The organism is Pantoea sp. SIMBA_079, from assembly GCF_046940275.1.
GTDB classification, from domain to species: domain Bacteria; phylum Pseudomonadota; class Gammaproteobacteria; order Enterobacterales; family Enterobacteriaceae; genus Pantoea; species Pantoea borealis.
This window is the reverse complement of the sequence record NZ_JAWRYR010000006.1, coordinates 17,594-41,833: the sequence shown is the minus strand read 5'-3', so window position 1 is coordinate 41,833 and position 24,240 is coordinate 17,594. Positions and strand designations below refer to the sequence as shown.

The following is a 24,240-nucleotide window of genomic DNA, read 5'->3' as shown; positions in this document are numbered from 1 at the left end:
CCACCTGAAGCGTCAGTGCGCGTCGATAAACGCGATTTTCAGTGTAAACAACAGCGCAACCACCACGACACAGGGGCTGATTTCACGCCAGCGTCCGGTTCCCAGCTTCATCACGCAGTAGGCGATAAAGCCCAGCGCGATCCCTTCCGTAATTGAGAAACTGAACGGCATCATCGCCGCGGTGACAAAGGCCGGTACCGCTTCGGTAAGATCGTCCCAGCGTACGCGCGACAGCGATGCCGTCATCAGTACGCCGACATAGATCAGCGCACCCGCTGCCGCATAGCCCGGCACCATCGCCGCCAGCGGCGACAGGAATATCGCCAGCAGGAACAGCAGGCCGGTAATAACCGCCATCAGCCCGGTACGGCCGCCAATGGCAACCCCTGACGAACTCTCAATATAGGCTGTCACCGATGACGTACCGGCCAGTGCCCCCGTGACGGAGCTGATGCTGTCCACATACAGCGCCTGCTTCATACGCGGAAACGTTCCTTTTTCATCGGTCAGGCCCGCTTTATCCGTCACGCCAATCAGCGTACCGGACGAGTCAAACAGATTGACCAGCATAAAGGAGAAGATCACGCCTGCCATACCGATATTGAACGCGCCTTTAATATCCACCGCACCCACTACCGCCGAGATTGACGGCGGCGGCGCAAAGAAACCGGTGAACCTGACGTCACCCAGCGCAAGGCCTATGCTGGTTGTGACCACAATAGAGACCAGCACCGCCGCATGAATATTACGCGATGCCAGAATAGCGATAATGAAAAAGCCCAGCGCCCCCAGCAGCACGCTGTGCGACGTCAGATTACCGACCGCCACCAGCGTTTCCGCGTTTGGCACAATGATGCCGGCATTTTTCAGCCCCATCATTGCGATAAACAGGCCAATACCGGCGGTGATCCCGGTACGCAGGCAGAGCGGAATATTGGCTATCATCCAGTAGCGCACGCGCAGCAGCGTCAGAATCAGCAGTCCCAGCGCGCCCCAGAAAATGGCGCCCATGCCTATTTGCCAGGAATACCCCATTGCACCGACTACCACAAAAGCGAAAAAGGCGTTCAGACCCATCGCCGGTGCCAGCGCAACCGGCAGGTTTGCTATCAGCCCCATCAGGATACTGCCAAAGGCGGCAATCAGGCAGGTGGTGACAAATACCGCCTGGGTATCCATACCGGCAGCGCCGAGGATTTGCGGGTTAACAAAGACGATATAGACCATCGTCAGAAAAGTGGTGAACCCGGCAATCACTTCAGTGCGTACCGTGGTCCCGTGTTCCTGCAGTTTAAATATGCGCTGCAGCAGGCCCTGAGTCTTCATTTTGCTGTTCCGCTGAAAAATTTATCGCCGCGTATCCTATAGGCTTTATCGCGGTAAAACACGGAATTTTCGCAACCGGTTGCCTGCTGCTGCCTGGCGTAATCCAGGCTAGAGTAAAAGCTGAACAGTTATCAAAAGGATAGAATGCAATGACAGTGGAGTGTGTGTTCTTTGATTGTGACGGCACGCTGGTCGACAGCGAAATGCTCTGCACGCAGGGCTATGTGAATACTTTTGCGCGCTATGGCATTACGCTATCGCTGCAGCAGATGTTTGAGCGGTATAAAGGCGTGAAGCTTTACGACATTATTCGCGACATCAGCGAACAGTATCATCAGGCGCTGCCGGTAACAGAGGTGGAGCACGCCTATCGCACCGAAGTCGCACGCCTGTTTGAGCAAGAGCTGCAGCCGATCAGCGGTGCAGCGGCGCTGGTGGCGCAGATCCGCGTTCCGATGTGCGTGGTTTCCAACGGACCGGTAAAGAAAATGCAGCATTCGCTGGGTCTCACCGACATGCTGCCGTGGTTTACCGATCGCCTCTACAGCGGCTATGACATTCAGGCATGGAAACCCGATCCGCAGCTGATGTTTCACGCTGCAGAACAGATGCAGGTGCCGCTTGACCGCTGCATTCTGGTGGATGATTCCGAAGCGGGCGCCCGCGCCGGCATTGCCGCAGGTATTCCGGTGTTTTATTACTGCGCCGATGCGCATAATCCCGCAATCGATCATCCGCTGGTAACGCGGTTTGATGATATGGCGCAGCTACCGGCGCTGTGGCAGGCACGCGGCTGGACGCTGGTATCCACCTGCAATGTTTTGTAGGGGGAGCATTCACGCGCCCCTGGTATGAGACGCCGTGCATCGCCTGATAACCCGGGCGGCATCGCCTGATACCAGGGCGGCATTAATGCCGCCCCTACGGATGCATCTAATGCTGCCCCTGCAATGTTTTGTAGGGGCGCATTTATGCGCCCCTGGTATGAGACGCCGTGCATCGCCTGATAACCCGGGCGGCATTAATGCCGCCCCTGCGGATGCATCTAATGCTGCCCCTGCAATGTTTTGTAGGGGGCGCATTTATGCGCCCCTGGCATGAGACGCCGTGCATCGCCTGATACCAGGGCGGCATGAATGCCGCCCCTGCGGATGCATCTAATGCTGCCCCTGCAATGTTTTGTAGGGGGCGCATTCACGCGCCCCTGGTATGAGACGCCGTGCATCGCCTGATACCAGGGCGGCATTAATGCCGCCCCTGCGGATGCATCTAATGCTGCCCCTGCAATGTTTTGTAGGGGGCGCATTTATGCGCCCCTGGTATGAGACGCCGTGCATCGCCTGATACCAGGGCGGCATGAATGCCGCCCCTGCGGATGCATCTAATGCTGCCCCTGCAATGCTCTGTAGGGGGCGCATTTATGCGCCCCTGGCGTGCGTGCAGGCTATCAGCCTATTGCGCCCAGCGAGTCCTCATTACTCTGCTTCTTCGGCAGCAGAAACAGCGTGGCGAAAATATCCAGCAGATAAATCAGCGCCAGCAGCGTAATGGCCGCGGTGAATGAAATCTGCGTAGCCAGCGCGCCAATCACCAGCGGACCAAAACCGCCAACGCCGCGCCCGAGGTTAAACAGTACATTTTGCGCGGTGGCACGCGCCTGCGGCGGAAACGTATCGGAGATCAGCGCGCCATAGCCGCCAATCATGCCGTTAACAAACATCCCCATGATGGCGCCGGTAAACAGCATGATCGTCGGATCGCGTAGCTGCGCATACACCACCACCATCGCCACGGCACCGAACTGGTACAGCAGAAAAATTTTCCAGCGGGCGAAGCGATCGGCCAGCACGCCAAACAGCCAGATCCCCAGGGTCATACCCACTACGGTCACCGCGGTCCACAGTCCCGATTTTGTCAGGCTGAAACCAAAGCTGGAGGAGAGATAGCTCGGCATCCAGATCATCAGACCGTAGTAGCCAAAGTTCTGTACCGAGCAGAGGATAAAAATGCCCAGACTCGCTTTGCGGGTGGCACGGTCAGCAAACAGCATTTTTATACGGGCTGTAAATGAGAGTGCCGGTACGCTTTTTACCTGCCGTGTGAAGCTCTCCGGCTCACCCATACTGCGCCGCAGAACAAAGGAGAGTAGCGCAGGCAGCATGCCCACCAGAAACATGCCGCGCCAGCCAATTACGCTGAGCAGCGGCGGCGTGATAAAGGCAGCCAGCAGGACGCCGAGCTGCCAGCCGATGCCGACCCAGGCCGATGCACGGTTGCGCTTCTCCTGCGGCCAGGCTTCGGCGATCAGCGCCATACCGATACCAAATTCACCGCCCAGCCCCACCCCGGCCAGGGTCCGGTACGCCAGCAGATCCCAGTAGCCCTGCGCCACCGCGCACAGACCGGTAAACAGGGAAAACATCAGTATCGTCACGGTCAGGATGCGGATCCGGCCAAAGCGATCGCTGAGATGACCAAACAGAATGCCGCCGATCACTGCACCAATCAGCGTCCAGGTCACCAGCGAGCCCGCCTGCGACGGGTCGAGTACCAGCGATACGCTAATGGCCGGCAGCATAAAACCGAGGATCAGCAGATCAAATCCATCCATGGCGTAGCCGCTGATTGCGGCCAGCATCGCTTTAGCCGGCGTTACGGCAGGTTTAGCAGAACGGGAAAGGGACATAAAAGAGTACCTGGCGAAAAAAAGTGCGCCAAGTATAAAGAGCGGGCGGCGGAGTGACCAATCAGAAATGGTAATGGCTGCCGCGCCGGCAGCCGGAAAGGATAATCAGGAGGGCCGGTTGCTGCCGTCGTCGCCGGAGAGCAGTTCATCCAGCCGGTCGCCGCCAACATGGCGGAAATCCTGCCCTTTAACAAAATAGAAGATGATTTCGCAGATATTCTGACAGCGGTCGCCAATTCGCTCAATGGCGCGCGCGCAGAACAGGGCGGTCAGCACGCTGGGAATAGTGCGCGGATCTTCCATCATGTAGGTCATCAGCTGGCGCACGATGCCTTCGTACTCCTTATCCACTTTTTTATCTTCGCGGTAGATAGTGATGGCGGCGCTGAGATCCATGCGCGCAAACGCATCCAGCACGTCATGCAGCATCTGCACCGTGTGATGGCCCAGCGACTCCAGACTGACCAGCAGCGGCAGATGCTGCTGACCAAACTTTTCCAGCGCGGTGCGGCTGATTTTCTCCGCCACGTCACCAATACGCTCCAGCTCAGAGATCGCTTTGATAATGGCCATCACCAGCCGCAGGTCGCTGGCGGTGGGCTGACGCTTGGCGATAATACGCACGCACGCCTCATCAATCTCCACCTCCATCATATTGACCTTCTGGTCGCCCTCAATCACCCGGCGCGCCAGTTCCGCATCCTGATTATGCATGGCGGTAATGGCGTCAGTGAGCTGCTGCTCCACCATGCCGCCCATGATCATCACCTGCGTGCGAATGTGCTCCAGCTCGGCGTTAAACTGACCGGAGATATGTTTATTAAGATTTAAATTATCCATGGGTCTCTCCTGAATCAGCCGTAACGACCGGTGATGTAATCTTCAGTCTGCTTCTGTGCGGGTTTGGTAAACAGCGTATCGGTGTCGCTGAACTCAATCAGCTCACCAAGATACATAAACGCCGTATGATCGGAGCAGCGGGCGGCCTGCTGCATATTGTGCGTCACAATCACCACGGTGTAATCCTGCTTAAGCTCGGTGATCAGCTCTTCGATGCGGCCGGTGGAGATAGGGTCCAGCGCCGAGCAGGGCTCATCCAGCAGCAGCACTTCCGGCCGGATGGCGATACCGCGTGCGATGCAGAGACGCTGCTGCTGCCCGCCGGAAAGACTGTAACCGCTCTGATGAAGCTTGTCTTTGGTTTCGTTCCACAGCGCGGCTTTGGTCAGCGCCCACTGCACGCGCTCATCCATATCCGCGCGCGACAGCTTCTCAAACAGACGCACGCCGAAGGCGATATTGTCATAAATTGACATCGGAAACGGCGTTGGCTTCTGAAACACCATGCCGACGCGCGCGCGCAGCAGGGCGATATCCTGGTGTGACGCGAGGATATTGTCGCCATCCAGCAGAATTTCACCCTCTGCACGCTGCTCCGGATAGAGCGAATACATTTTATTAAACGTGCGCAGCAGCGTGGATTTTCCGCAGCCTGACGGGCCGATAAACGCGGTGACCTGATTTCGGGCAATATCCAGATTGATATCTTTCAGCGCGTGAAATTTACCGTAATGAAAGTTCAGATTGCGCACCTGGATTTTACCGGCAGAAGGGGTTGCCATACTCATTGCTTATCTCTCTTATGCAGCGCCGCCAGAGCCGCGCCGGAAAATTAGTGTTTGCCTTTGGTGAAGATCATGCGGGCAACAATATTCAGCAGCAGCACGCACAGCGTAATGATCAGCACACCCGCCCACGCCAGACTCTGCCATTCGGCAAACGGGCTCATGGCGAACTTGAAGATAGTGACCGGCAGGTTAGCCACCGGCTGCATCATGTCAGTGCTCCAGAACTGATTTGAGAGCGCGGTAAACAGCAGCGGGGCGGTTTCACCGGCGATACGCGCAATTGCCAGCAGTACGCCGGTAATGATGCCGGAGACCGACGCTTTCAGCGTAATGGCTGAGATCATCTTCCACTTCGGCGTGCCCAGCGCGTATGCCGCTTCGCGCATGCTGTCCGGCACCAGCCGCAGCATATTCTCGGTGGTACGGATCACAATCGGGATCTGCAGCAGCGCCAGCGCCGCAACGCCTGCCCAGCCGGAGAAGTGCTGCATCTGCGATACCACAATGGTGTAAACAAACAGTCCGACCACAATAGAAGGCGCGGAGAGCAGGATGTCGTTAATAAAGCGGATCACCTCTGCCAGCCAGCTCTTACGGCCATACTCCGCCAGCCAGATCCCGGCCATAATACCCAGCGGTGTACCAAAAAAGGTGGACCAGAAAATCAGCAGGCCGCTGCCCGCCAGCGCATTTGCCAGCCCGCCGCCGGCGGTATTGGGCGGCGGCGTCGACTCGGTAAACAGCGACCAGCTTAGCCCGTCGACGCCCCTGGTCACCGTGGTGAACAGGATCCAGATCAGCCAGAAGAGGCCAAACGCCATAGTGAGCAGCGACAGCGTCAGGGCGATTTTATTTTTTGTACTGCGCCACGCCTGCATTTTACGGCGCGAGGCTTCCAGCTCAGTACGGCTCTGCATTTCTATAGCGGTCATGAACGGGCCCCTTCACTTTTGGCCAGCCGCAGGATCATCAGCTTCGAGATCGCCAGAACGATAAAAGTGATGACAAACAGGATCAGACCCAGCTCCATCAGCGCAGCGACATGCACGCCCGACTCCGCTTCAGCAAACTCGTTAGCCAGCGCTGAGGTGATACTGTTGCCGGGCATAAACAGCGAAGCGCTGTCGAGCTGGTAGGTGTTACCGATAATAAAGGTCACCGCCATGGTCTCTCCCAGCGCACGCCCCAGTCCCAGCATTACGCCACCGATAACGCCGTTTTTGGTAAACGGCAGCACGATGCGCCAGATCACTTCCCAGGTGGTGCAGCCGATGCCATATGCGGACTCTTTCATCATCACCGGCGTCTGTTCAAAAACGTCACGCATCACCGAAGCGATATAGGGAATGATCATAATCGCCAGAATGACGCCTGCGGCCAGGATACCGATACCAAACGCCGGGCCGGAGAACAGGGTGCCGACGATGGGAATGTTAGCCATGACGTTGCCGACCGGCGTCTGAAAATATTCTGCAAACAGCGGCGCAAAGATAAACAGACCCCACATGCCATAAACAATGCTCGGGATGGCCGCCAGCAGCTCAATGGCGGTGCCAAGCGGACGACGCAGCCAGCCGGGTGCCAGCTCGGTCAGAAACAGCGCGATCCCGAAGCTTACCGGTACCGCGATGATGAGTGCGATCAGGGAGGTCACCAGCGTGCCGTAAATCGGCACCAGTGCGCCAAACTCTTCGTTTGGGGCATCCCAGGTTTTGGTCCAGAGAAAGGCGAAGCCAAACTTCTGAATGCTGGGCCAGGAAGAGACGATCAGGGAGACAATAATGCCACCCAGCAGCAGCAGGACAATCAGCGCAGAGAGTTTGACCAGTGCGCCAAAAATCATGTCGCCTTGCTTACCCGGTGCTTTGAATGTCGGCTTGGTAGCAGCCATAAAATTCTCGGTTCTCAGAGGATATGCAGGGCGGCCAGATAGCCGCCCCCGGAATACTCAGCCAGCCGCCGAGTCTGACAGTGGCTTACTGCCAGAGCGCTTTGCCGCTGCTGTCTTTGATATTCGCTTTCCATGCCGCGCGGATCTGCGTCACCACGCTCTCCGGCAGCGCTGCATAATCCAGCGCCGTTGCGGTTTTACTGCCGCCTTTATAGGCCCAGTCAAAGAACTTCAGCACTTCTGCGCCCTTCTCCGCATTGGCCTGATCTTTGTAAATCAGGATAAAAGTGGTGGAGGCGATCGGCCATGCGTCGTCACCTTTCTGGAACGTCAGATCCTGGGCAAACGAGCTGCTCCAGTCAGCGCCTTTCGCGGCGTTGGCAAAGCTGCTTTCGCTCGGGGCCACCGGCTTGCCATCCGCATCCAGCAGTTTGGTGTAGGTCAGGTTGTTCTGTTTCGCATAGGCATATTCGACATAGCCAATTGAACCTGGCAGACGCTGTACAAAGGCGGCCACGCCATCATTGCCTTTGCCGCCAAGGCCGGTTGGCCAGTTAACGGTGTTGCCTTTGCCTACTTTGCCTGCCCAGTCACTGTTCACTTTGGTCAGGTAGCTGGTAAACACAAAGGAGGTACCGGAGCCATCGGCGCGGCGCACAACGTTGATATTGGTGTCAGGCAGCTTCAGGTCCGGGTTCAGCTTAGCAATCGCCGGATCGTTCCACTTTTTGATGGTGCCAAGATAGATGTCACCCACGGTTTTGCCGTCAAGGGTCAGCTCGCCTGACTTCACACCCGGAAGGTTAACGGCCAGCACCACACCACCGATAACGGTCGGAAACTGGAACAGGCCATTTTTCTGCAGATCTTCCTCTTTCATCGGCGCATCAGAGGCACCGAAATCCACCGTTTTCGCGATGATCTGCTTTACGCCACCCGAAGAGCCGATCCCCTGATAGTTGATTTTGCTACCGGTGGCCTGCTGATACTCTGCTGCCCACTTGGCATAAACCGGGGCCGGGAAGGTCCCGCCAGCGCCCGTCAGATCGGTGGCGGCAAACGCAGAAACTGCGCTGACGGCGAAAGTGGCGGCGAGGAGTCGGGCTACGGTGCTACGCATCAGTGTCATGTTCCCTCCGGGGGAGTATAAATCAGGCTTAACGCCGTTTTAGTTGGAGTCAGTGATTGCTGCTGGAGGGAAAATAGGACAGTTTGATGACAGCGAAATGTACGAAATATGACAGTTTTATGACGAAGATAAAAACCGGGCGGGCCCGTTGCAGGCCCGTCCGGCTTAGCGATTACTCAACGGTAACCGATTTTGCCAGGTTACGCGGCTGGTCCACGTCGGTGCCTTTGATCAGCGCCACATGATAAGAGAGCATCTGCAGCGGCACGGTGTAGAAGATAGGGGCGATCACCTCTTCCACGTGCGGCAGTGAGATAATTTTCATCCCTTCGCTGTCGCTGAAGCCTGCATCGCCATCGGCGAAGACATAGAGCAGGCCACCGCGTGCGCGCACTTCTTCGATGTTGGACTTCAGTTTTTCCAGCAGCTCATTGTTAGGTGCGACCACGATCACCGGCATATCAGCATCAATCAGCGCCAGCGGGCCGTGTTTCAGCTCGCCAGCCGCATAGGCTTCCGCATGAATATAGGAGATCTCTTTGAGCTTCAGCGCCCCTTCCATGGCAATCGGGTATTGATCGCCGCGGCCAAGGAACAGTGCATGATGCTTGTCAGAGAAATCTTCTGCCAGGCTCTCAATGATCTTGTCCTGCGCCAGCATCTGCTCAATACGGCTTGGCAGCGCCTGCAGCGCGTGGACAATCTCATGCTCGGTTTCCGGCTTCATACCGTGCAGGCGGCCCAGTTTAGCCACCAGCATCAGCAGTACCGTCAGCTGCGTGGTAAAGGCTTTCGTGGAAGCCACGCCAATTTCCGTGCCCGCTTTGGTCATCAGCGCCAGATCGGATTCGCGCACCAGTGAAGAACCGGCCACGTTGCAGATAGCCAGTGAGCCAAGATAACCCAGCTCTTTAGAGAGGCGCAGGGCCGCCAGCGTATCAGCGGTTTCGCCCGACTGCGACAGGGTGATCAGCAGGCTGTTTTTACGTACTGCGGATTTGCGGTAGCGGAACTCAGAAGCGATCTCAACGTCACAGGGGATGTTCGCCAGTGATTCAAACCAGTAGCGCGATACCATACCGGAGTTGTAGGAGGTGCCGCAGGCGATAATCTGGATATGCTCTACTTTGCTCAGCAGCGACTCTGCATGCTCACCCAGCTCGCGCAGATCGACAATCCCGTCGTGGAAGCGACCCGCCAGCGTGTTTTTGATGGCGTTAGGCTGCTCGTAGATCTCTTTCTGCATATAGTGGCGATAGATCCCTTTATCACCCGCGTCATACTGCGCGTTTGATTCGATCTCGGCACGCTGTACCTGATGGCCTTCGCGATCGATGATAGTGACTTCGCGGCGGGTAACCTCAGCAATATCGCCCTCTTCCAGGTAGATAAAGCGGCGGGTAACCGGCAGCAGTGCCAGCTGATCGGATGCGATAAAGTTCTCGCCCACACCACGGCCAATCACCAGCGGACTGCCGGAGCGCGCGGCTACCAGCACCGACGGATCGCGGCTGTCCATGATAACCATACCGTAAGCACCGCGCAGCTGTGGGATCACGCGCAGGATCACCTCGCGCAGCGTACCGCCCTGCTTCTGCTCCCAGTGCACCAGATGCGCCACCACTTCGGTGTCCGTCTCGGAGGCAAAATGGTAGCCACGTTCGATCATTTGCGCACGCAGCGGCTCATGATTTTCGATAATGCCGTTATGCACCACGATGATCTGCTCTGAGACGTGCGGATGCGCATTTGCCTCTGAAGGTTCACCGTGCGTAGCCCAGCGGGTGTGGGCAATACCGGTACCGCCAATCAGCGGCTGCTGATCTGCGGCCTCCGCCAGATTAGCCACTTTGCCTACGCGACGCAGACGCGTCACGTGCCCCTGACGATCAACGACCGCCAGACCGGCTGAGTCATAACCGCGATACTCCAGACGACGCAGACCTTCCAGCAGGATCTCTGCAATGTCACGCTGCGCTACTGCTCCAACAATTCCACACATATTCGTTTCCTGACTTCATGGCGTTCGGCCATTGCGTTGTCATCTGACCTGATTTCCGGCTACGCCGGTTCCCCGAGCCTTGTAGAGAGTGGGGATATCGTTATAGCACTGCTAAACGGGCCGATCTTTGCCGGCCCTTAAAATTTATTTTTTCTTCACCGGGCGCTGCCAGCCCGCTTTCTGCTGCTGTTCTTTGCGGTTGTAGACCAGATCGGCGGCGGTGACATCTTTCATCACCGTGGTACCGGCGGCAATCGTTGCACCGGCGGCCACGCGCACCGGCGCCACCAGCTGCGTATCGGAGCCGACAAAGACGTCGTCACCAATAATCGTTTTGAATTTGTTAGCCCCATCGTAGTTGCAGGTGATGGTGCCTGCCCCGATGTTAACGCCCGCGCCTATTTCGGCATCACCCAGGTAGGAGAGGTGGCCCGCCTTGGAGCCTTTGCCGAGCGTGGCTTTTTTCATTTCTACAAAGTTGCCAACGTGCGCCTGCTCCGCCAGCTCGCTGCCCGGGCGCAGCCGGGCAAACGGCCCGACCGTGCAGGCTGCAGCCAGCGTCGCGTCTTCAATCACAGAGTAAGGGCTGATCTCACAGTCATCACCCAGAATGCTGTTTTTGATCACGCAGCCGGTGCCAATTTTTACCCGGTTGCCGAGCGTGACATCCCCTTCGATGATGACGCCGGTATCAATCTCCACGTCGCGCCCGTGCGCCAGCGTACCGCGCAGATCAAAACGCGCCGGATCGCGCAGCATTACGCCCGCCAGCAGCAGCTTTTCCGCCTGCTCCTGCTGAAAAGCACGCTCCAGCGTAGCCAGCTGCAGACGGTTATTTACGCCTTCCGTTTCACTGATGCGCGCCGGATGAACGGTATTAATCACGCGGCCTTCCTGATGCGCCATCGCGATGATATCGGTGATGTAGAACTCGCCCTGCGCGTTATTGTTATCCAGCTGTGCCAGCCAGCGCCGGAGATCGCCCCCGCTGGCGATCAGGATACCGGTGTTGATCTCCTGAATAGCCAGCTGCTCAGCAGATGCATCCTTCTGTTCAACAATGCCGGTCACGATCGTGTTTTCCCGCACAATCCGGCCATAGCCGGTGGGGTTATCCAGCACCACGGTCAGCAGCCCGATGCCGCCAGCGGGTTTTGCCGCGCGCAGCTGCTGCAGCGTTGCCTGCGAGATAAGCGGGACGTCGCCATACAGCATCAGAATATCTTCGTCATCCGCAAAGAAGGGCGCCGCCTGCTGCATAGCGTGTCCGGTACCCAGCTGTTCCGCCTGCAGCACCCAGTTCAGGGTGTTGTGCGCCAGCTTTTGCTGCAGCAGCTCACCACCGTGACCATAGACCAGATGGACCTGCCGGGCGCCAAGCCCGGTGGCAGCATCAATAACATGCTGCACCATGGGTTTACCTGCCAGCGTGTGCAGAACTTTAGGCAGATCGGAATACATACGGGTGCCTTTGCCAGCGGCCAGGATCACCACACTCATCGCGCTTACAGACATAATTTTCCAGACTCAATTTAACTTTCGAAAGTGTAAGGTTTACCCCTGAGATTACTACATTTTTCTCGTGGCGAAATTAGACAACCGGAGGAAAGCGGAAAGGGGGATCAGAGACAGAGCATAACAACAGGTTTGCCGGGCGCGGAGCAAAAAAAATGCCAGCCCGGTGGGCTGGCATTTCATGACGCATAAAGCCTGATTACATCGCTTTTTTGGTCAGCTCGATAACACGCAGTTTCGCGATAGCTTTCGCCAGCTCCGCAGAGGCCTGAGCGTAGTCCACGTCGCCGTGGCTGCTGTTCATGTGCTCTTCTGCTTTACGTTTCGCTTCCAGCGCGCGCGCTTCGTCAAGGTCTTCACCGCGAATAGCGGTGTCGGCCAGAACGGTCGTGCTGCCCGGCTGTACTTCCAGCACGCCGCCGGAGAGGTAGATATACTCCTCGTCGCCGTGCTGTTTCACGATGCGAATCATGCCAGGCTTGATGGCAGTCAGCAGCGGGGCGTGGCCCGGGTGGATCCCCAGCTCGCCTTCGCTACCTGACACCTGGATACGCTGTACCAGACCGGAGAACATCTGCTGCTCCGCGCTGACCACGTCCAGATGATAAGTCATAGCCATACCATTCCTCCCGGGAAACCGTTATTACAGTTTCTTCGCTTTTTCTACGGCTTCTTCGATAGCGCCGACCATGTAGAACGCCTGCTCTGGCAGGTGGTCGAATTCGCCTTCCATGATGCCTTTGAAACCACGAATGGTATCTTTCAGCGTCACGTATTTACCCGGAGAACCGGTGAAGACTTCAGCAACGAAGAATGGCTGAGACAGGAAGCGCTGGATCTTACGCGCACGTGCCACCAGCAGTTTATCTTCTTCAGACAGCTCGTCCATACCGAGGATGGCGATGATGTCTTTCAGCTCCTGGTAACGCTGCAGCAGTGACTGTACGCCACGTGCGACGTCATAGTGCTCCTGACCCACGATCAGTGGATCCAGCTGACGGCTGGTAGAATCCAGCGGGTCAACGGCCGGGTAGATACCCAGAGAGGCGATCTGACGGCTCAGCGTAACGGTTGAGTCCAGGTGAGCAAAGGTGGTTGCCGGAGACGGGTCAGTCAGGTCATCCGCAGGAACGTAAACGGCCTGTACGGAGGTGATTGAACCGGTCTTGGTGGAGGTAATACGCTCCTGCAGCACACCCATCTCTTCAGCCAGCGTTGGCTGATAACCTACCGCAGATGGCATACGGCCCAGCAGTGCAGACACTTCAGTACCTGCCAGGGTATAACGGTAGATGTTGTCGATGAACAGCAGAACGTCACGGCCTTCATCACGGAATTTTTCCGCCATGGTCAGACCGGTCAGTGCTACGCGCAGACGGTTACCCGGCGGCTCGTTCATCTGGCCATACACCAGCGCTACTTTATCGATAACGTTGGAGTCAGTCATTTCGTGGTAGAAGTCGTTACCCTCACGAGTACGCTCACCTACACCAGCAAAGACCGAATAACCTGAGTGCTCAGCCGCGATGTTACGGATCAGCTCCATCATGTTTACGGTTTTACCCACGCCCGCACCACCGAACAGACCGACTTTACCGCCCTTAGCGAACGGACACATCAGGTCGATAACCTTGATGCCGGTTTCCAGCAGTTCCTGCGAGTTTGACTGATCTTCATAAGAAGGCGCCGCGCGGTGAATAGAGGAAACCTCTACTGCGCTGCCATCTTCTTCTGTCAGGTCGCCTTTCATGTCGATAGGCTCGCCCAGCACGTTCATGATACGGCCAAGGGTCGCTTTACCAACCGGAACCTGAATAGGTTTTTTCAGATCGATTACTTCCAGACCGCGCTTCAGGCCGTCAGAAGAACCCATGGCGATAGTACGTACTACGCCACCACCCAGCTGCTGCTGAACTTCCAGCACCAGACGAGTATCACCATTCTTAACCTCGAGAGCGCTGTATACCTGTGGTACCGCGTCCTGAGGGAATTCGACGTCAACTACGGCGCCGATAATCTGGACAATCTTTCCAGCTGCCATCTTGAATCCTCTACCTAATACGAGAATATCCGGCCGCGCTCGGGCGACAGGATATATGCCTGGTTAAACCGCGGAGGCTCCCGAGACGATCTCGGTAAGTTCCTGGGTGATGCTGGCCTGACGAGCTTTGTTGTAGACCAACTGCAGCTCTTTGATCAGGTTTCCGCCGTTATCGGTTGCGGCTTTCATCGCTACCATACGCGCGGCCTGCTCACTGGCCAGGTTTTCCACCACACCCTGATAAACCTGCGATTCGACATAACGACGCAGCAGCGTATCGAGCAGCGCCTTCGGATCGGGTTCGTACAGGTAATCCCAGGTCTTCGCCTTCATCTCTTCTTCACCTTCCGCTGGCGGTAACGGCAGCAGTTGGGTAATGGTCGGAGTCTGAGACATGGTGTTGTTAAACTTGTTGCTGACGATATACAGCTTGTCGATACGGCCTTCATCGTAGGCCTGCAGCATAACTTTTACCGGGCCAATCAGATCAGACAGCGCAGGCTTATCGCCCATGCCGGTAACCTGAGCCACGACGTTGCCACCGACCGAGCCGAAGAATGAAACGCCTTTTGAGCCGACAATCGCCAGATCGCTCTGAACGCCTTTGTCTGCCCAGCCTTTCATTTCAGCCAGCAATTTTTTGAACAGGTTAATGTTCAAACCACCACAAAGCCCGCGGTCAGTCGAAACGACCAGGTAGCCGACGCGCTTAACGTCGCGCTCATCCAGGTAAGGGTGCTTGTATTCCAGATTACCCAGTGCAAGGTGACCAATCACTTTGCGCATGGTATCTGCATACGGACGGCTGGCCGCCATGCGTTCCTGCGTTTTACGCATTTTGGAGGCGGCGACCATTTCCATCGCTTTGGTGATCTTCTGCGTATTTTTTACGCTTCCGATCTTGGTACGTATTTCTTTTGCGCCGGCCATTAGCTTCTCCTCAAAGCCTTGCGGCCTGTCTTTTCAGACAAGCCGCCAGACATTACCAGGACTGGGTTGCTTTAAACGTTTCGAGCAGGCCTTTCAGCTTCGCTTCGATATCGTTGTTGTAGTTACCCGCCTGGTTGATTTCAGCCATCAGCTCAGCGTGTTCGCGATCGGCGTACGCCAGCAGAGCGGCTTCGAAGCTGCCGATTTTCGCCAGTTCAACGTCGTTCAGGAAGCCGCGCTCAGCAGCAAACAGCACCAGACCCTGCTGCGCAACGGACATTGGCGCATATTGTTTCTGTTTCAGCAGCTCGGTCACTTTCTGACCGTGGCTCAGCTGTTTACGCGTTGCATCATCCAGATCGGAAGCGAACTGAGAGAACGCTGCCAGTTCACGATACTGTGCCAGCGCGGTACGAATACCACCGGACAGTTTCTTGATGATCTTGGTCTGTGCAGCACCACCAACACGGGATACGGAGATACCCGGGTTAACGGCTGGACGGATACCGGAGTTGAACAGGTTCGACTCCAGGAAGATCTGACCATCAGTGATCGAGATAACGTTGGTCGGAACGAACGCAGAAACGTCACCAGCCTGGGTTTCAATGATTGGCAGCGCGGTCAGAGAACCGGTCTGGCCTTTCACAGCACCGTTGGTGAAACGCTCAACGTAGTCAGCGCTTACGCGTGATGCACGCTCCAGCAGACGAGAGTGGAGATAGAACACGTCGCCTGGGAATGCTTCACGGCCCGGTGGACGGCGCAGCAGCAGGGAGATCTGACGATAAGCGATAGCCTGCTTAGAGAGATCATCGTAAACGATCAGCGCATCTTCACCGCGGTCGCGGAAGTATTCGCCCATGGCACAGCCCGCGTATGGAGACAGGTACTGCAGTGCAGCAGACTCCGATGCAGAAGCGACAACCACGATGGTGTTAGCCAGCGCGCCGTGTTCTTCCAGCTTACGAACCACGTTAGAGATGGTCGACGCTTTCTGACCAATCGCGACGTAGACACACTTGATGCCTGAATCACGCTGGTTGATGATGGCGTCGATAGCCATTGCAGTCTTACCGGTCTGACGGTCACCGATGATCAGCTCACGCTGGCCACGGCCGATTGGAATCATCGCATCGACAGATTTGTAGCCCGTCTGAACAGGCTGATCAACAGACTGACGATCGATAACGCCTGGTGCAATCATTTCAACTGGCGAGAAGCCGTCGTTGTCGATTGCGCCTTTACCGTCGATAGGTGCACCCAGGGTGTTCACCACACGACCCAGCAGGCCACGGCCAACCGGTACTTCCAGAATACGACCGGTGCACTTAACCTTCATGCCTTCGGCAAGGTCAGCGTACGGGCCCATAACGACCGCACCAACCGAGTCGCGCTCGAGGTTCAGTGCGATAGCGTAACGGTTGCCCGGCAGGGCAATCATCTCACCCTGCATAACATCGGCCAGGCCGTGTACGCGGATGATACCGTCACTTACAGAAACAATAGTACCTTCGTTGTGAGCTTCACTCACGACATTGAACTGAGCAATGCGCTGCTTGATCAGTTCGCTGATTTCGGTGGAATTCAGTTGCATATGCTCCAGTCCCCTTAAGACTGCAAGACGTCTGCCAGACGGTCAAGACGGCCGCGCACGCTGCCATCAATCACCAGGTCACCCGCACGGATAACCACACCTGCCAATACAGACTTATCAATTTTGCAATTCAGCTTAACTTTGCGTGACAGACGTTTTTCCATCGCGGTGCTGATTTTGGTCAGCTGGCTGTCACTCAGCGCACTGGCGGAGATTACATCAACTTCGGCTGTCGCTTCATAAGCGTCACGCAGTTGAATAAATTGCTCCAGTACGGCTGGAAGCGCTGTCAAACGTCCGTTCTCCGCCATTACCTTGATCAGGTTCTGAGCGTGTTCATCAAGTTGATCACCACAGACTGCATTGAAAGAGGCAGATAACGCTTCAGGTGCTAAGGCACCGGAGAGTACTTCTGCCATCTGTTCGTTGCGAGCCACTTCTGCGGCAAACGCCAGCATGGTCTGCCAGCGTTCGATACTTTGATGCTCAACAGCAAAGTCAAAAGCTGCTTTGGCGTAGGGGCGAGCTACAGTAATCAGATCAGACATCAGCCCCTCCCTCCTTACAGTTCAGCGACCAGTTTATCAACGATGTCGCTGTTAGCAGCTTCATCCACGGAACGTTCGATGATTTTCTCGGCGCCAGCTAATGCCAGCAACGCGACCTGTTTACGCAGCTCTTCACGTGCACGTGAGCGCTCGGCTTCAATTTCTGCCTGCGCCTGAGTGACGATGCGGTTACGTTCAGTTTCGGCTTCGGTTTTGGCTTCGTCCAGAATCTGGGCACGGCGTTTGTTCGCCTGCTCGATAATGACCTGAGCTTCTTCCTTCGCTTTTTTCAGCTGGTCGGTCGCATTGGCCTGCGCGAGATCCAAATCTTTCTTCGCGCGTTCAGCAGAAGCAAGGCCTTCAGCAATTTCTTTCTGGCGCTTTTCGATGGCAGCCATGATCGGTGGCCATACGTACTTCATGCAGAACGCGACAAACAGGATGAACGCGATGGCCTGGCCGAGGATTGTTGCGTTAATGTTCACAGCACAATGCCTCTTATTAAGTTAACGTGCTCTGCCGCTATCATTGATAAACGGCAGAATCTGTTCCTCATCACACCAGGTGCCATGAGTGAACAATGGCTACAGGCTTTAGGCGACAGCAAACATCACGTAGAGACCCAGACCAACAGCGATCATCGGGATTGCATCCACCAGACCCATTACAACAAAGAACTGCGTACGCAGCAGAGGGATCAGATCCGGTTGACGCGCTGCGCCTTCCAGGAATTTACCTCCGAGGATGCCGATACCGATCGCAGCACCGATTGCCGCCAGACCCATCATCACAGCGGCAGCCATGTACAGCAGATCCATATTCAGGTTTTCCATGACAGTCTCCAGTTTGTTTCAGTTATGCTTAAGTTGTTGAGAAAAAAAATCAATGTTCTTCAGATGCCATCGACAGATAGACAATCGTGAGGACCATGAAAATGAAAGCCTGCAGCGAAATAATCAGGATGTGGAAAATGGCCCATGGCACATTCAGCACCCACTGCGACCACCACGGCAGCAGACCGGCAATCAGGATAAAGATCAGCTCACCCGCATACATGTTGCCGAACAGTCGCAGACCGAGTGAAACCGGTTTTGACAGCAGGCTGACACCTTCAAGAATCAGGTTGATGGGGATGAAGATCGGGTGATTAAAAGGCTGCAGAGTCAGCTCTTTGGCAAAGCCGCCTACCCCTTTCATTTTGATGCTGTAGAACAGAATCAAAATAAATACGCCCAGCGCCATAGATAGCGTGATGTTCACGTCTGCTGACGGCACGACGCGCAGCGCCGGCAGGCCCAGATAGTGCTCACCAATAAACGGCAGCAAATCAATAGGCAGCAGATCCATGAAGTTCATCAGGAAGACCCAGACAAAAATTGTCAGAGCCAGCGGGGCGATAACTTTACTTTTACCGTGGTACATGTCGCGAACGTTGCTATCAACAAAGCCGACAACCAGCTCGATAGCCGCCTGCATTTTCCCTGGCACACCGCTGGTGACGCTTTTCGCCACTTTGCGGAACAGCACAAGGAATAATACTCCGAGTGCAACAGAGAAAAACATGGAGTCCAGGTTTAACGTCCAGAATGTTGCTGGCGCGTCGTGTGCATTCACCAGCTCGAAAGTACGCAGGTCCATCTGAAGATGCGTCAGATGATGTCCTATGTATTCCTGCGGCGTTGAGATTTCTCCTGCGGCCATGATGCCTCTTACCCTTTGTTGTTAATTACAGCCGGCGCGACGATTTGCACCACCAGCACCGATAACCAGGTGATTGCGAGTGGCCAGAAGACCGCTCCGAACCCACCTAACGCCACAGCGAGAAAAATAACGGTGGCAAACACCTTAAGAACTTCACCCAGGGCGAAACTCCAGGCGACACGCCCTTTAGCCGGCGATTGATCCTGCAGACGCCAGGCTAAAAACGTGAACAGTATGTTTGGCAGCCAGGCTGCCACACCACCCGCGATAGCAGAGGCGCCCCAGGCAACATCTTTCAGGGCAAACAGCGCACCGATTACGACAAACGTCACCAGCTGGACAACCAGAACGGCTCGGGCTAATTTCACACTGTAAAGAGACACTGACATGACGCTTAACTCTCCTGCCCCGAACGGGGTATGTCGCGTGTCGTATAAGACTGCCTTTGCCGTTTTGAGTCAAGCAGCAAAAGCCGTGCAAATTATACGGGCCGCACCTGCGATTTCAATCGCTAAGTAGCGAAAAGGTGAACAATTATTTAAATTTCTTTCTGAAGGGCTATTTTTCCAAAGATTCCTAACCCGGAAAGCCATCAGGAAAGTTGCTGTTTTTCAGCTAAAGCGGGATATAAAGCGTGCTGCAGATCACATAATAAACAATAAGGCGCTGAAAATTTTACCAGAATGCATAATGCGCACGAATAAAACGCCCTTGTTAACCTTTTAAAATCAGCTTGTTATAAATTTAAATCTGCTTCAGCTCACTCTTTTCTGATAAAAACATCCGGTTGACACTGCAGGCAGAATTAAAATCGAAATAATAATATTACGCCCGCCGATTTATTGCCGTGTCATATTTCCCTGCGTGATAATCGAAAGCGGAAAACAGCCGTTATCATGTGACATTAGTGGCAATGAATTGTGAATTAATCGTTAAATGTAACAACGCTTTTCGGATAATTACGGCGAAAGATGTTAACGCCTTTCCCCTCCCCTGCCGAATAAAAGCGTTTGTCACAGCGTGTTCAACCGCTGTTTTTTTATTCAGCTCTGACGACCCTTCCGGGGCCAGAAGCTGAATAAAAACCCTGCTTTTTACAGGGTTATTGCTGCGAAATCACCACAAGATGACGTTCGCCTTCCAGTTCCGGAACGCGTAAAGCTTCAATTTTTTCCACGCTAAAGCCTGCCGGCAGCGAAGCGATCTCCTCATCCGGACGTACGCCTTTCAGCGCATAAAAGCGTCCGTGTGTGCCGGGTAATGCGCGGCACCAGGTCAGCATATCCTCCAGCGAGGCAAATGCCCGGCTGATAACGCCATCAAACGGCGGATCTGCCGGGAACTCTTCAACCCGGCTCTGCACTGGCGTGATGTTAGTAAGTCCTAACTCATGCTGCACCTGACGCAGAAAGCGTACCCGCTTACCCAGGCTGTCCAGCAGCGTAAAATGCGCCTGCGGACGGACAATGGCCAGGGGAATACCCGGCAGTCCCGGTCCGGTACCCACATCAATAAAGCGTTCCCCCTGCAGATGCGGCTCTACCACCACGCTGTCGAGGATATGGCGTACCAGCATTTGCTGCGGATCGCGTACTGAAGTCAGGTTATACGCTTTATTCCACTTGTGCAGCAGCTCCACATAGCCAACCAGCTGCTGTTTTTGTTGATCGGAGAGCGAAATATTTGCTGCGTCGAGCAGCCGGGAGAGTTTGTTAATCACAGCGATGTTTCCGTTAACAGGGGCAGCCGGAGCTGCCCCGATGGTCGGTCAGGCGCTTTTACGCAGCAGACCCTGTTTTTTGAGATAGATCAGCAGAATTGAGATCGCGGCTGGCGTGATGCCGGAAATACGCGATGCCTGGCCGATTGAGGTCGGCTTATGATCGTTGAGCTTGGCGATCACTTCGTTTGACAGGCCATTGACCTGACGGTAATCAAGCGTGACAGGCAGTAAAGTGTTCTCATTGCGCAGCTGGCGGTTTATCTCCTCCTGCTGACGCGCAATATAACCTTCATATTTAACCTGGATTTCAACCTGCTCAGCCGCCTGCTCATCAGACAGCGCCGGACCATAATCCGGCAGCGTCATCAGCCGGGCATAAGTCATCTCCGGACGACGCAGCAGATCCTCTGCGCTGGCCTCTTTTGTCAGCGGTGCACTGATGATGCTGTTTACGTCAGCCACATTCTCTGACTTCGGATGTACCCACAGGCTGCGCAGACGCTGGCGTTCCAGCTCAATCGCTTCGAGCTTCTGGTTATAGCGCGCCCAGCGCGTATCATCGACCAGGCCCAGCTCGCGGCCCGTTTCAGTCAGACGCAGATCCGCATTGTCTTCGCGCAGCATCAGACGATACTCGGCGCGTGAGGTAAACATGCGGTAGGGCTCTTTGGTACCCAGCGTGCAGAGGTCATCGACCAGCACGCCAAGATAAGCCTGATCGCGGCGCGGTGCCCAGCCCTCTTTGTCCGCAGACTGGCGCGCAGCGTTGAGGCCAGCCAGCAGCCCCTGGGCTGCAGCTTCTTCATAACCGGTGGTGCCGTTGATCTGGCCAGCGAAGAAGAGACCCTGAATAAACTTGCTCTCCAGCGTGGGTTTCAGATCGCGCGGATCGAAGAAATCGTACTCGATAGCATAGCCAGGACGCACAATGGTGGCGTTCTCCAGCCCTTTCATTGAGCGGACAATCTGCATCTGCACATCAAAGGGCAGACTGGTGGAAATGCCGTTCGGGTAGATCTCATTGCTGGTCAGTCCTTCCGGCTCAAGGAAGATCTGATGAGCATTACGATCGGCAAAGCGCATGACTTTGTCTTCAATCGACGGGCAGTAACGCGGACCAATTCCCTCAATAACGCCGGCATACATCGGACTGCGATCGAGATTGTTGCGGATCACATCATGCGTCTGTTCGTTGGTATAGGTGATCCAGCAGGGAACCTGCTGCGGATGCTGTGCCGTATTGCCCATAAACGAGAACACCGGCATCGGCGTATCGCCGTGCTGTGGCGTCAGGACAGAGAAATCGATAGAGCGCGCATCAATACGCGGTGGTGTACCGGTCTTGAGACGATTTACGCGCAGCGGCAGCGCCCGCAGCCGTTTTGCCAGCGGGACAGAAGGCGGATCGCCAGCACGACCACCGCTGTAATTATCAAGACCGATATGAATCTTGCCATCAAGGAACGTGCCGACGGTCAGCACAACCGTTTTCGCCCGGAACTTCAGTCCCATCTGCGTGACGGCACCGACCACCCGATCGTTTTCAACGATCAGATCGTCAACCGCCTGCTGGAAGATCATCAGGTTGGGCTGGTTCTCCAGCGCAGTGCGTACCGCCTGGCGGTACAGTACACGGTCCGCCTGTGCACGCGTAGCACGTACCGCCGGGCCTTTACTGGCGTTTAGTATCCTAAACTGAATACCTGCCTGATCGATCGCGGTGGCCATCAGGCCGCCGAGGGCGTCCACTTCCTTTACCAGGTGTCCCTTTCCGATACCACCGATCGCCGGATTGCAGGACATTTGTCCCAGCGTGTCGATGTTATGCGTGAGTAACAGCGTTTGCTGACCCATTCGGGCGGCCGCCATGGCGGCTTCGGTACCCGCATGACCACCACCGATTACGATGACGTCAAAAGGATCTGGATAAAACATGAAGTGGGTCCTCGTTAAAGTTCAGACAGGGATCGTTGCCCTGGGCGGTGGATTCTACTGAAATTATGGTTCAGGCGAAAGCGGCGGATCCTGCGTGTTTATAGAAAGGATCTTTACTCTTTTATATGATCTTCTTGTTAGATCTCTTATTAGGATCGCCGGTTTCTGTGGATAACGTGGCAAACCCGTTATTTTACATCGGCCTGAGAAGGATCGTTTGCTGTGAAAGATCGGTGATCCTGATCCAGATAAGCTGGGATCAACTTTGCTAGTTATCCACAGATTAAAAAAGCATCAGCAGTTATTACTGGGATAACTACCGGTTATACGCATGATTCAGGCTGTTTTATCCACAGGCGATCGGCAGGATCCAGGATAAATACAGTGTAATCGTCTGGGGATCGTCACTATTTCCCGATCCCCTGCCAGCCACGATCCGTCAGATCTGTTCAATCCAGCCCGTTACCCAGGCTTCAGCGGCATCTTCCGGTATCTCATGCTCAAGCATGTCAATTTCCAGCCGTTCACCGATGCGCGTGGCACCCAGCGCGATCAGCTGGGCCTCCAGCGTTTTTATTGCGCCGCAGAAAAGATCGTATTCGCGGTTGCCGATGCCTATAGCACCAAAGCGCACGGCAGAGAGATCGGGTTTTTCTGTCTGCAGCGCCTCATAAAAAGGCAGCAGATTGTCAGGCAATTCACCGGCACCGTGTGTGGAAGTCACCACCAGCCAGATACCCGATGCAGGCACCTCATCAAGCGCCGGGCCGTGCAGTACGCTGGTTTCGAAGTCTGCATCCTGCAGCTTCTCTTCCAGATGTTCTGCGACATATTCGGCACTGCCAAGGGTACTGCCAGTGATTAAGGTAATATCAGCCATGATCGTCTCCCGCACTAAAGGCAGGCATTGTACGCTGTGATCAAGCCGTGATCCACCTGTGGAAAACAGGGTTAATAACAGAAAGCATCCGCGGACAAACCAGTTACCGCGCCGGATCCTTTCTGCATAACTTTATGCACAGACTGATGTGATTCAGGGCTTGATGGTACGCATGATCGGGTTTTGCAGTGAGATCAGGGTTTCAGTGGACTGGATCTCATCAATGGTCTGGATCTTGTTGATCAGCACCTGCTGCAGCGCATCGATAGATCGACACATAACCTTAATGAAAATGCTGTAGTGGCCGGTGGTATACCAGGCTTCAACCACTTCATCCAGCGCCTCAAGCTTGCTGAGCGCTGCCGGATAGTCGCGTGCGCTCTTCAGAATGATGCCAATAAAGCAGCAAACATCGAACCCCAGCTGGCGCGGATCGATCTCCACGCGCGTGCCCAGAATAATACCGGCCTGGCGCATTTTCTCGACGCGGACATGAATCGTGCCGGGGCTGACATTGAACTGCTTTGCCAGCTCTGCGTAAGCCGTACGGGCATTCTCCAGCAGCGCATTGAGTATGCCGCGGTCGAGATTATCCAGTTGCAGATGTTCTGCCATCATCCTTCCTCTTAAATTCTTCTTCGCTGAACAGAGGTGAATGTGCAGGAATTTAGCGGGGCAGGCAAGATGCAGACTGCGGGCATGCCGCAGTCT

General features: G+C 55.3%; 23 protein-coding genes. 1 reads left to right on the top strand and 22 read right to left on the bottom strand.

All coding sequences use genetic code 11. The annotated features are described in order from the left end of the window. Nucleotides 1–12: 12 nt before the first annotated feature. Nucleotides 13–1,326 carry an NCS2 family permease gene (locus SB719_RS10275; RefSeq protein WP_065647887.1) on the bottom strand — a complete coding sequence of 438 codons (1,314 nt, stop codon included), beginning with the start codon at nucleotides 1,324–1,326 and terminating at the stop codon, nucleotides 13–15. A 149-nt stretch (nucleotides 1,327–1,475) separates the two neighbouring features. On the opposite strand from SB719_RS10275, the gene yieH reads away from it, so the two are divergent. Further along, nucleotides 1,476–2,153: a 6-phosphogluconate phosphatase gene (yieH, locus tag SB719_RS10270; RefSeq protein ID WP_412159214.1), complete on the top strand. Its 678-nt coding sequence runs from the start codon at nucleotides 1,476–1,478 to the stop codon at nucleotides 2,151–2,153. A 620-nt stretch (nucleotides 2,154–2,773) separates the two neighbouring features. Here yieH and SB719_RS10265 read toward each other — a convergent pair. From SB719_RS10265 to asnC, 21 genes are all read right to left on the bottom strand, one after another. Next, nucleotides 2,774–4,012 (bottom strand): MFS transporter, encoded by a 1,239-nt coding sequence (locus SB719_RS10265; RefSeq protein WP_065647889.1) that lies wholly within the window; start codon nucleotides 4,010–4,012, stop codon nucleotides 2,774–2,776. 105 nt (nucleotides 4,013–4,117) lie between these two features. Beyond that, entirely contained in the window at nucleotides 4,118–4,852 is a 735-nt protein-coding gene (gene phoU / locus SB719_RS10260; RefSeq protein WP_065647890.1) for a phosphate signaling complex protein PhoU, read from the bottom strand. A gap of 14 nt (nucleotides 4,853–4,866) precedes the next feature. After that, nucleotides 4,867–5,640, bottom strand: a complete 774-nt coding sequence (gene pstB / locus SB719_RS10255) for a phosphate ABC transporter ATP-binding protein PstB (protein WP_039381453.1) — start codon at nucleotides 5,638–5,640, stop codon at nucleotides 4,867–4,869. A gap of 44 nt (nucleotides 5,641–5,684) precedes the next feature. Then, on the bottom strand, nucleotides 5,685–6,572 hold the full coding sequence (pstA, locus tag SB719_RS10250) for a phosphate ABC transporter permease PstA (RefSeq protein WP_065647891.1): 888 nt from the start codon (nucleotides 6,570–6,572) through the stop codon (nucleotides 5,685–5,687). Next, on the bottom strand, nucleotides 6,569–7,531 hold the full coding sequence (pstC, locus tag SB719_RS10245) for a phosphate ABC transporter permease PstC (protein WP_065647892.1): 963 nt from the start codon (nucleotides 7,529–7,531) through the stop codon (nucleotides 6,569–6,571). Before pstC ends, pstA begins: the two co-directional genes overlap by 4 nt. 85 nt (nucleotides 7,532–7,616) lie before the next feature. After that, entirely contained in the window at nucleotides 7,617–8,660 is a 1,044-nt protein-coding gene (gene pstS / locus SB719_RS10240; RefSeq protein ID WP_065647893.1) for a phosphate ABC transporter substrate-binding protein PstS, read from the bottom strand. Between the two features lie 172 nt (nucleotides 8,661–8,832). After that, entirely contained in the window at nucleotides 8,833–10,662 is a 1,830-nt protein-coding gene (gene glmS, locus SB719_RS10235; protein WP_039381443.1) for a glutamine--fructose-6-phosphate transaminase (isomerizing), read from the bottom strand. 144 nt (nucleotides 10,663–10,806) lie between these two features. Continuing rightward, nucleotides 10,807–12,177, bottom strand: a complete 1,371-nt coding sequence (gene glmU / locus SB719_RS10230; protein WP_412159213.1) for a bifunctional UDP-N-acetylglucosamine diphosphorylase/glucosamine-1-phosphate N-acetyltransferase GlmU — start codon at nucleotides 12,175–12,177, stop codon at nucleotides 10,807–10,809. A gap of 199 nt (nucleotides 12,178–12,376) precedes the next feature. Beyond that, nucleotides 12,377–12,796 carry a F0F1 ATP synthase subunit epsilon gene (locus tag SB719_RS10225; protein ID WP_039381436.1) on the bottom strand — a complete coding sequence of 140 codons (420 nt, stop codon included), beginning with the start codon at nucleotides 12,794–12,796 and terminating at the stop codon, nucleotides 12,377–12,379. Between the two features lie 24 nt (nucleotides 12,797–12,820). Continuing rightward, on the bottom strand, nucleotides 12,821–14,218 hold the full coding sequence (gene atpD, locus SB719_RS10220; protein WP_065647895.1) for a F0F1 ATP synthase subunit beta: 1,398 nt from the start codon (nucleotides 14,216–14,218) through the stop codon (nucleotides 12,821–12,823). A 63-nt stretch (nucleotides 14,219–14,281) separates the two neighbouring features. Beyond that, on the bottom strand, nucleotides 14,282–15,148 hold the full coding sequence (gene atpG / locus SB719_RS10215; RefSeq protein WP_039381430.1) for a F0F1 ATP synthase subunit gamma: 867 nt from the start codon (nucleotides 15,146–15,148) through the stop codon (nucleotides 14,282–14,284). A 52-nt stretch (nucleotides 15,149–15,200) separates the two neighbouring features. Then, entirely contained in the window at nucleotides 15,201–16,742 is a 1,542-nt protein-coding gene (atpA, locus tag SB719_RS10210; RefSeq protein WP_039381427.1) for a F0F1 ATP synthase subunit alpha, read from the bottom strand. A gap of 14 nt (nucleotides 16,743–16,756) precedes the next feature. Beyond that, nucleotides 16,757–17,290, bottom strand: a complete 534-nt coding sequence (gene atpH / locus SB719_RS10205) for a F0F1 ATP synthase subunit delta (protein WP_065647896.1) — start codon at nucleotides 17,288–17,290, stop codon at nucleotides 16,757–16,759. Between the two features lie 14 nt (nucleotides 17,291–17,304). Continuing rightward, on the bottom strand, nucleotides 17,305–17,775 hold the full coding sequence (gene atpF / locus SB719_RS10200) for a F0F1 ATP synthase subunit B (RefSeq protein WP_039381418.1): 471 nt from the start codon (nucleotides 17,773–17,775) through the stop codon (nucleotides 17,305–17,307). A 108-nt stretch (nucleotides 17,776–17,883) separates the two neighbouring features. Further along, nucleotides 17,884–18,123, bottom strand: coding sequence for a F0F1 ATP synthase subunit C (gene atpE / locus SB719_RS10195; RefSeq protein WP_003849523.1), 240 nt, complete (start codon nucleotides 18,121–18,123; stop codon nucleotides 17,884–17,886). Nucleotides 18,124–18,172: 49 nt separating this feature from the next. Beyond that, nucleotides 18,173–18,991, bottom strand: a complete 819-nt coding sequence (atpB, locus tag SB719_RS10190) for a F0F1 ATP synthase subunit A (protein ID WP_065647897.1) — start codon at nucleotides 18,989–18,991, stop codon at nucleotides 18,173–18,175. A gap of 8 nt (nucleotides 18,992–18,999) precedes the next feature. Then, nucleotides 19,000–19,380, bottom strand: a complete 381-nt coding sequence (gene atpI / locus SB719_RS10185; protein ID WP_304236112.1) for a F0F1 ATP synthase subunit I — start codon at nucleotides 19,378–19,380, stop codon at nucleotides 19,000–19,002. Between the two features lie 713 nt (nucleotides 19,381–20,093). Next, a complete protein-coding gene (gene rsmG, locus SB719_RS10180; RefSeq protein WP_065647899.1) occupies nucleotides 20,094–20,711 on the bottom strand; it encodes a 16S rRNA (guanine(527)-N(7))-methyltransferase RsmG in 618 nt (205 codons plus the stop codon). Between the two features lie 48 nt (nucleotides 20,712–20,759). Beyond that, nucleotides 20,760–22,649, bottom strand: coding sequence for a tRNA uridine-5-carboxymethylaminomethyl(34) synthesis enzyme MnmG (gene mnmG / locus SB719_RS10175; protein ID WP_412159212.1), 1,890 nt, complete (start codon nucleotides 22,647–22,649; stop codon nucleotides 20,760–20,762). A gap of 439 nt (nucleotides 22,650–23,088) precedes the next feature. Beyond that, complete coding sequence (gene mioC, locus SB719_RS10170; protein ID WP_304236118.1) at nucleotides 23,089–23,529, bottom strand: FMN-binding protein MioC; 441 nt, start codon at nucleotides 23,527–23,529, stop codon at nucleotides 23,089–23,091. A 153-nt stretch (nucleotides 23,530–23,682) separates the two neighbouring features. Further along, a complete protein-coding gene (asnC, locus tag SB719_RS10165; RefSeq protein WP_039381403.1) occupies nucleotides 23,683–24,144 on the bottom strand; it encodes a transcriptional regulator AsnC in 462 nt (153 codons plus the stop codon). Nucleotides 24,145–24,240 lie beyond the last annotated feature (96 nt).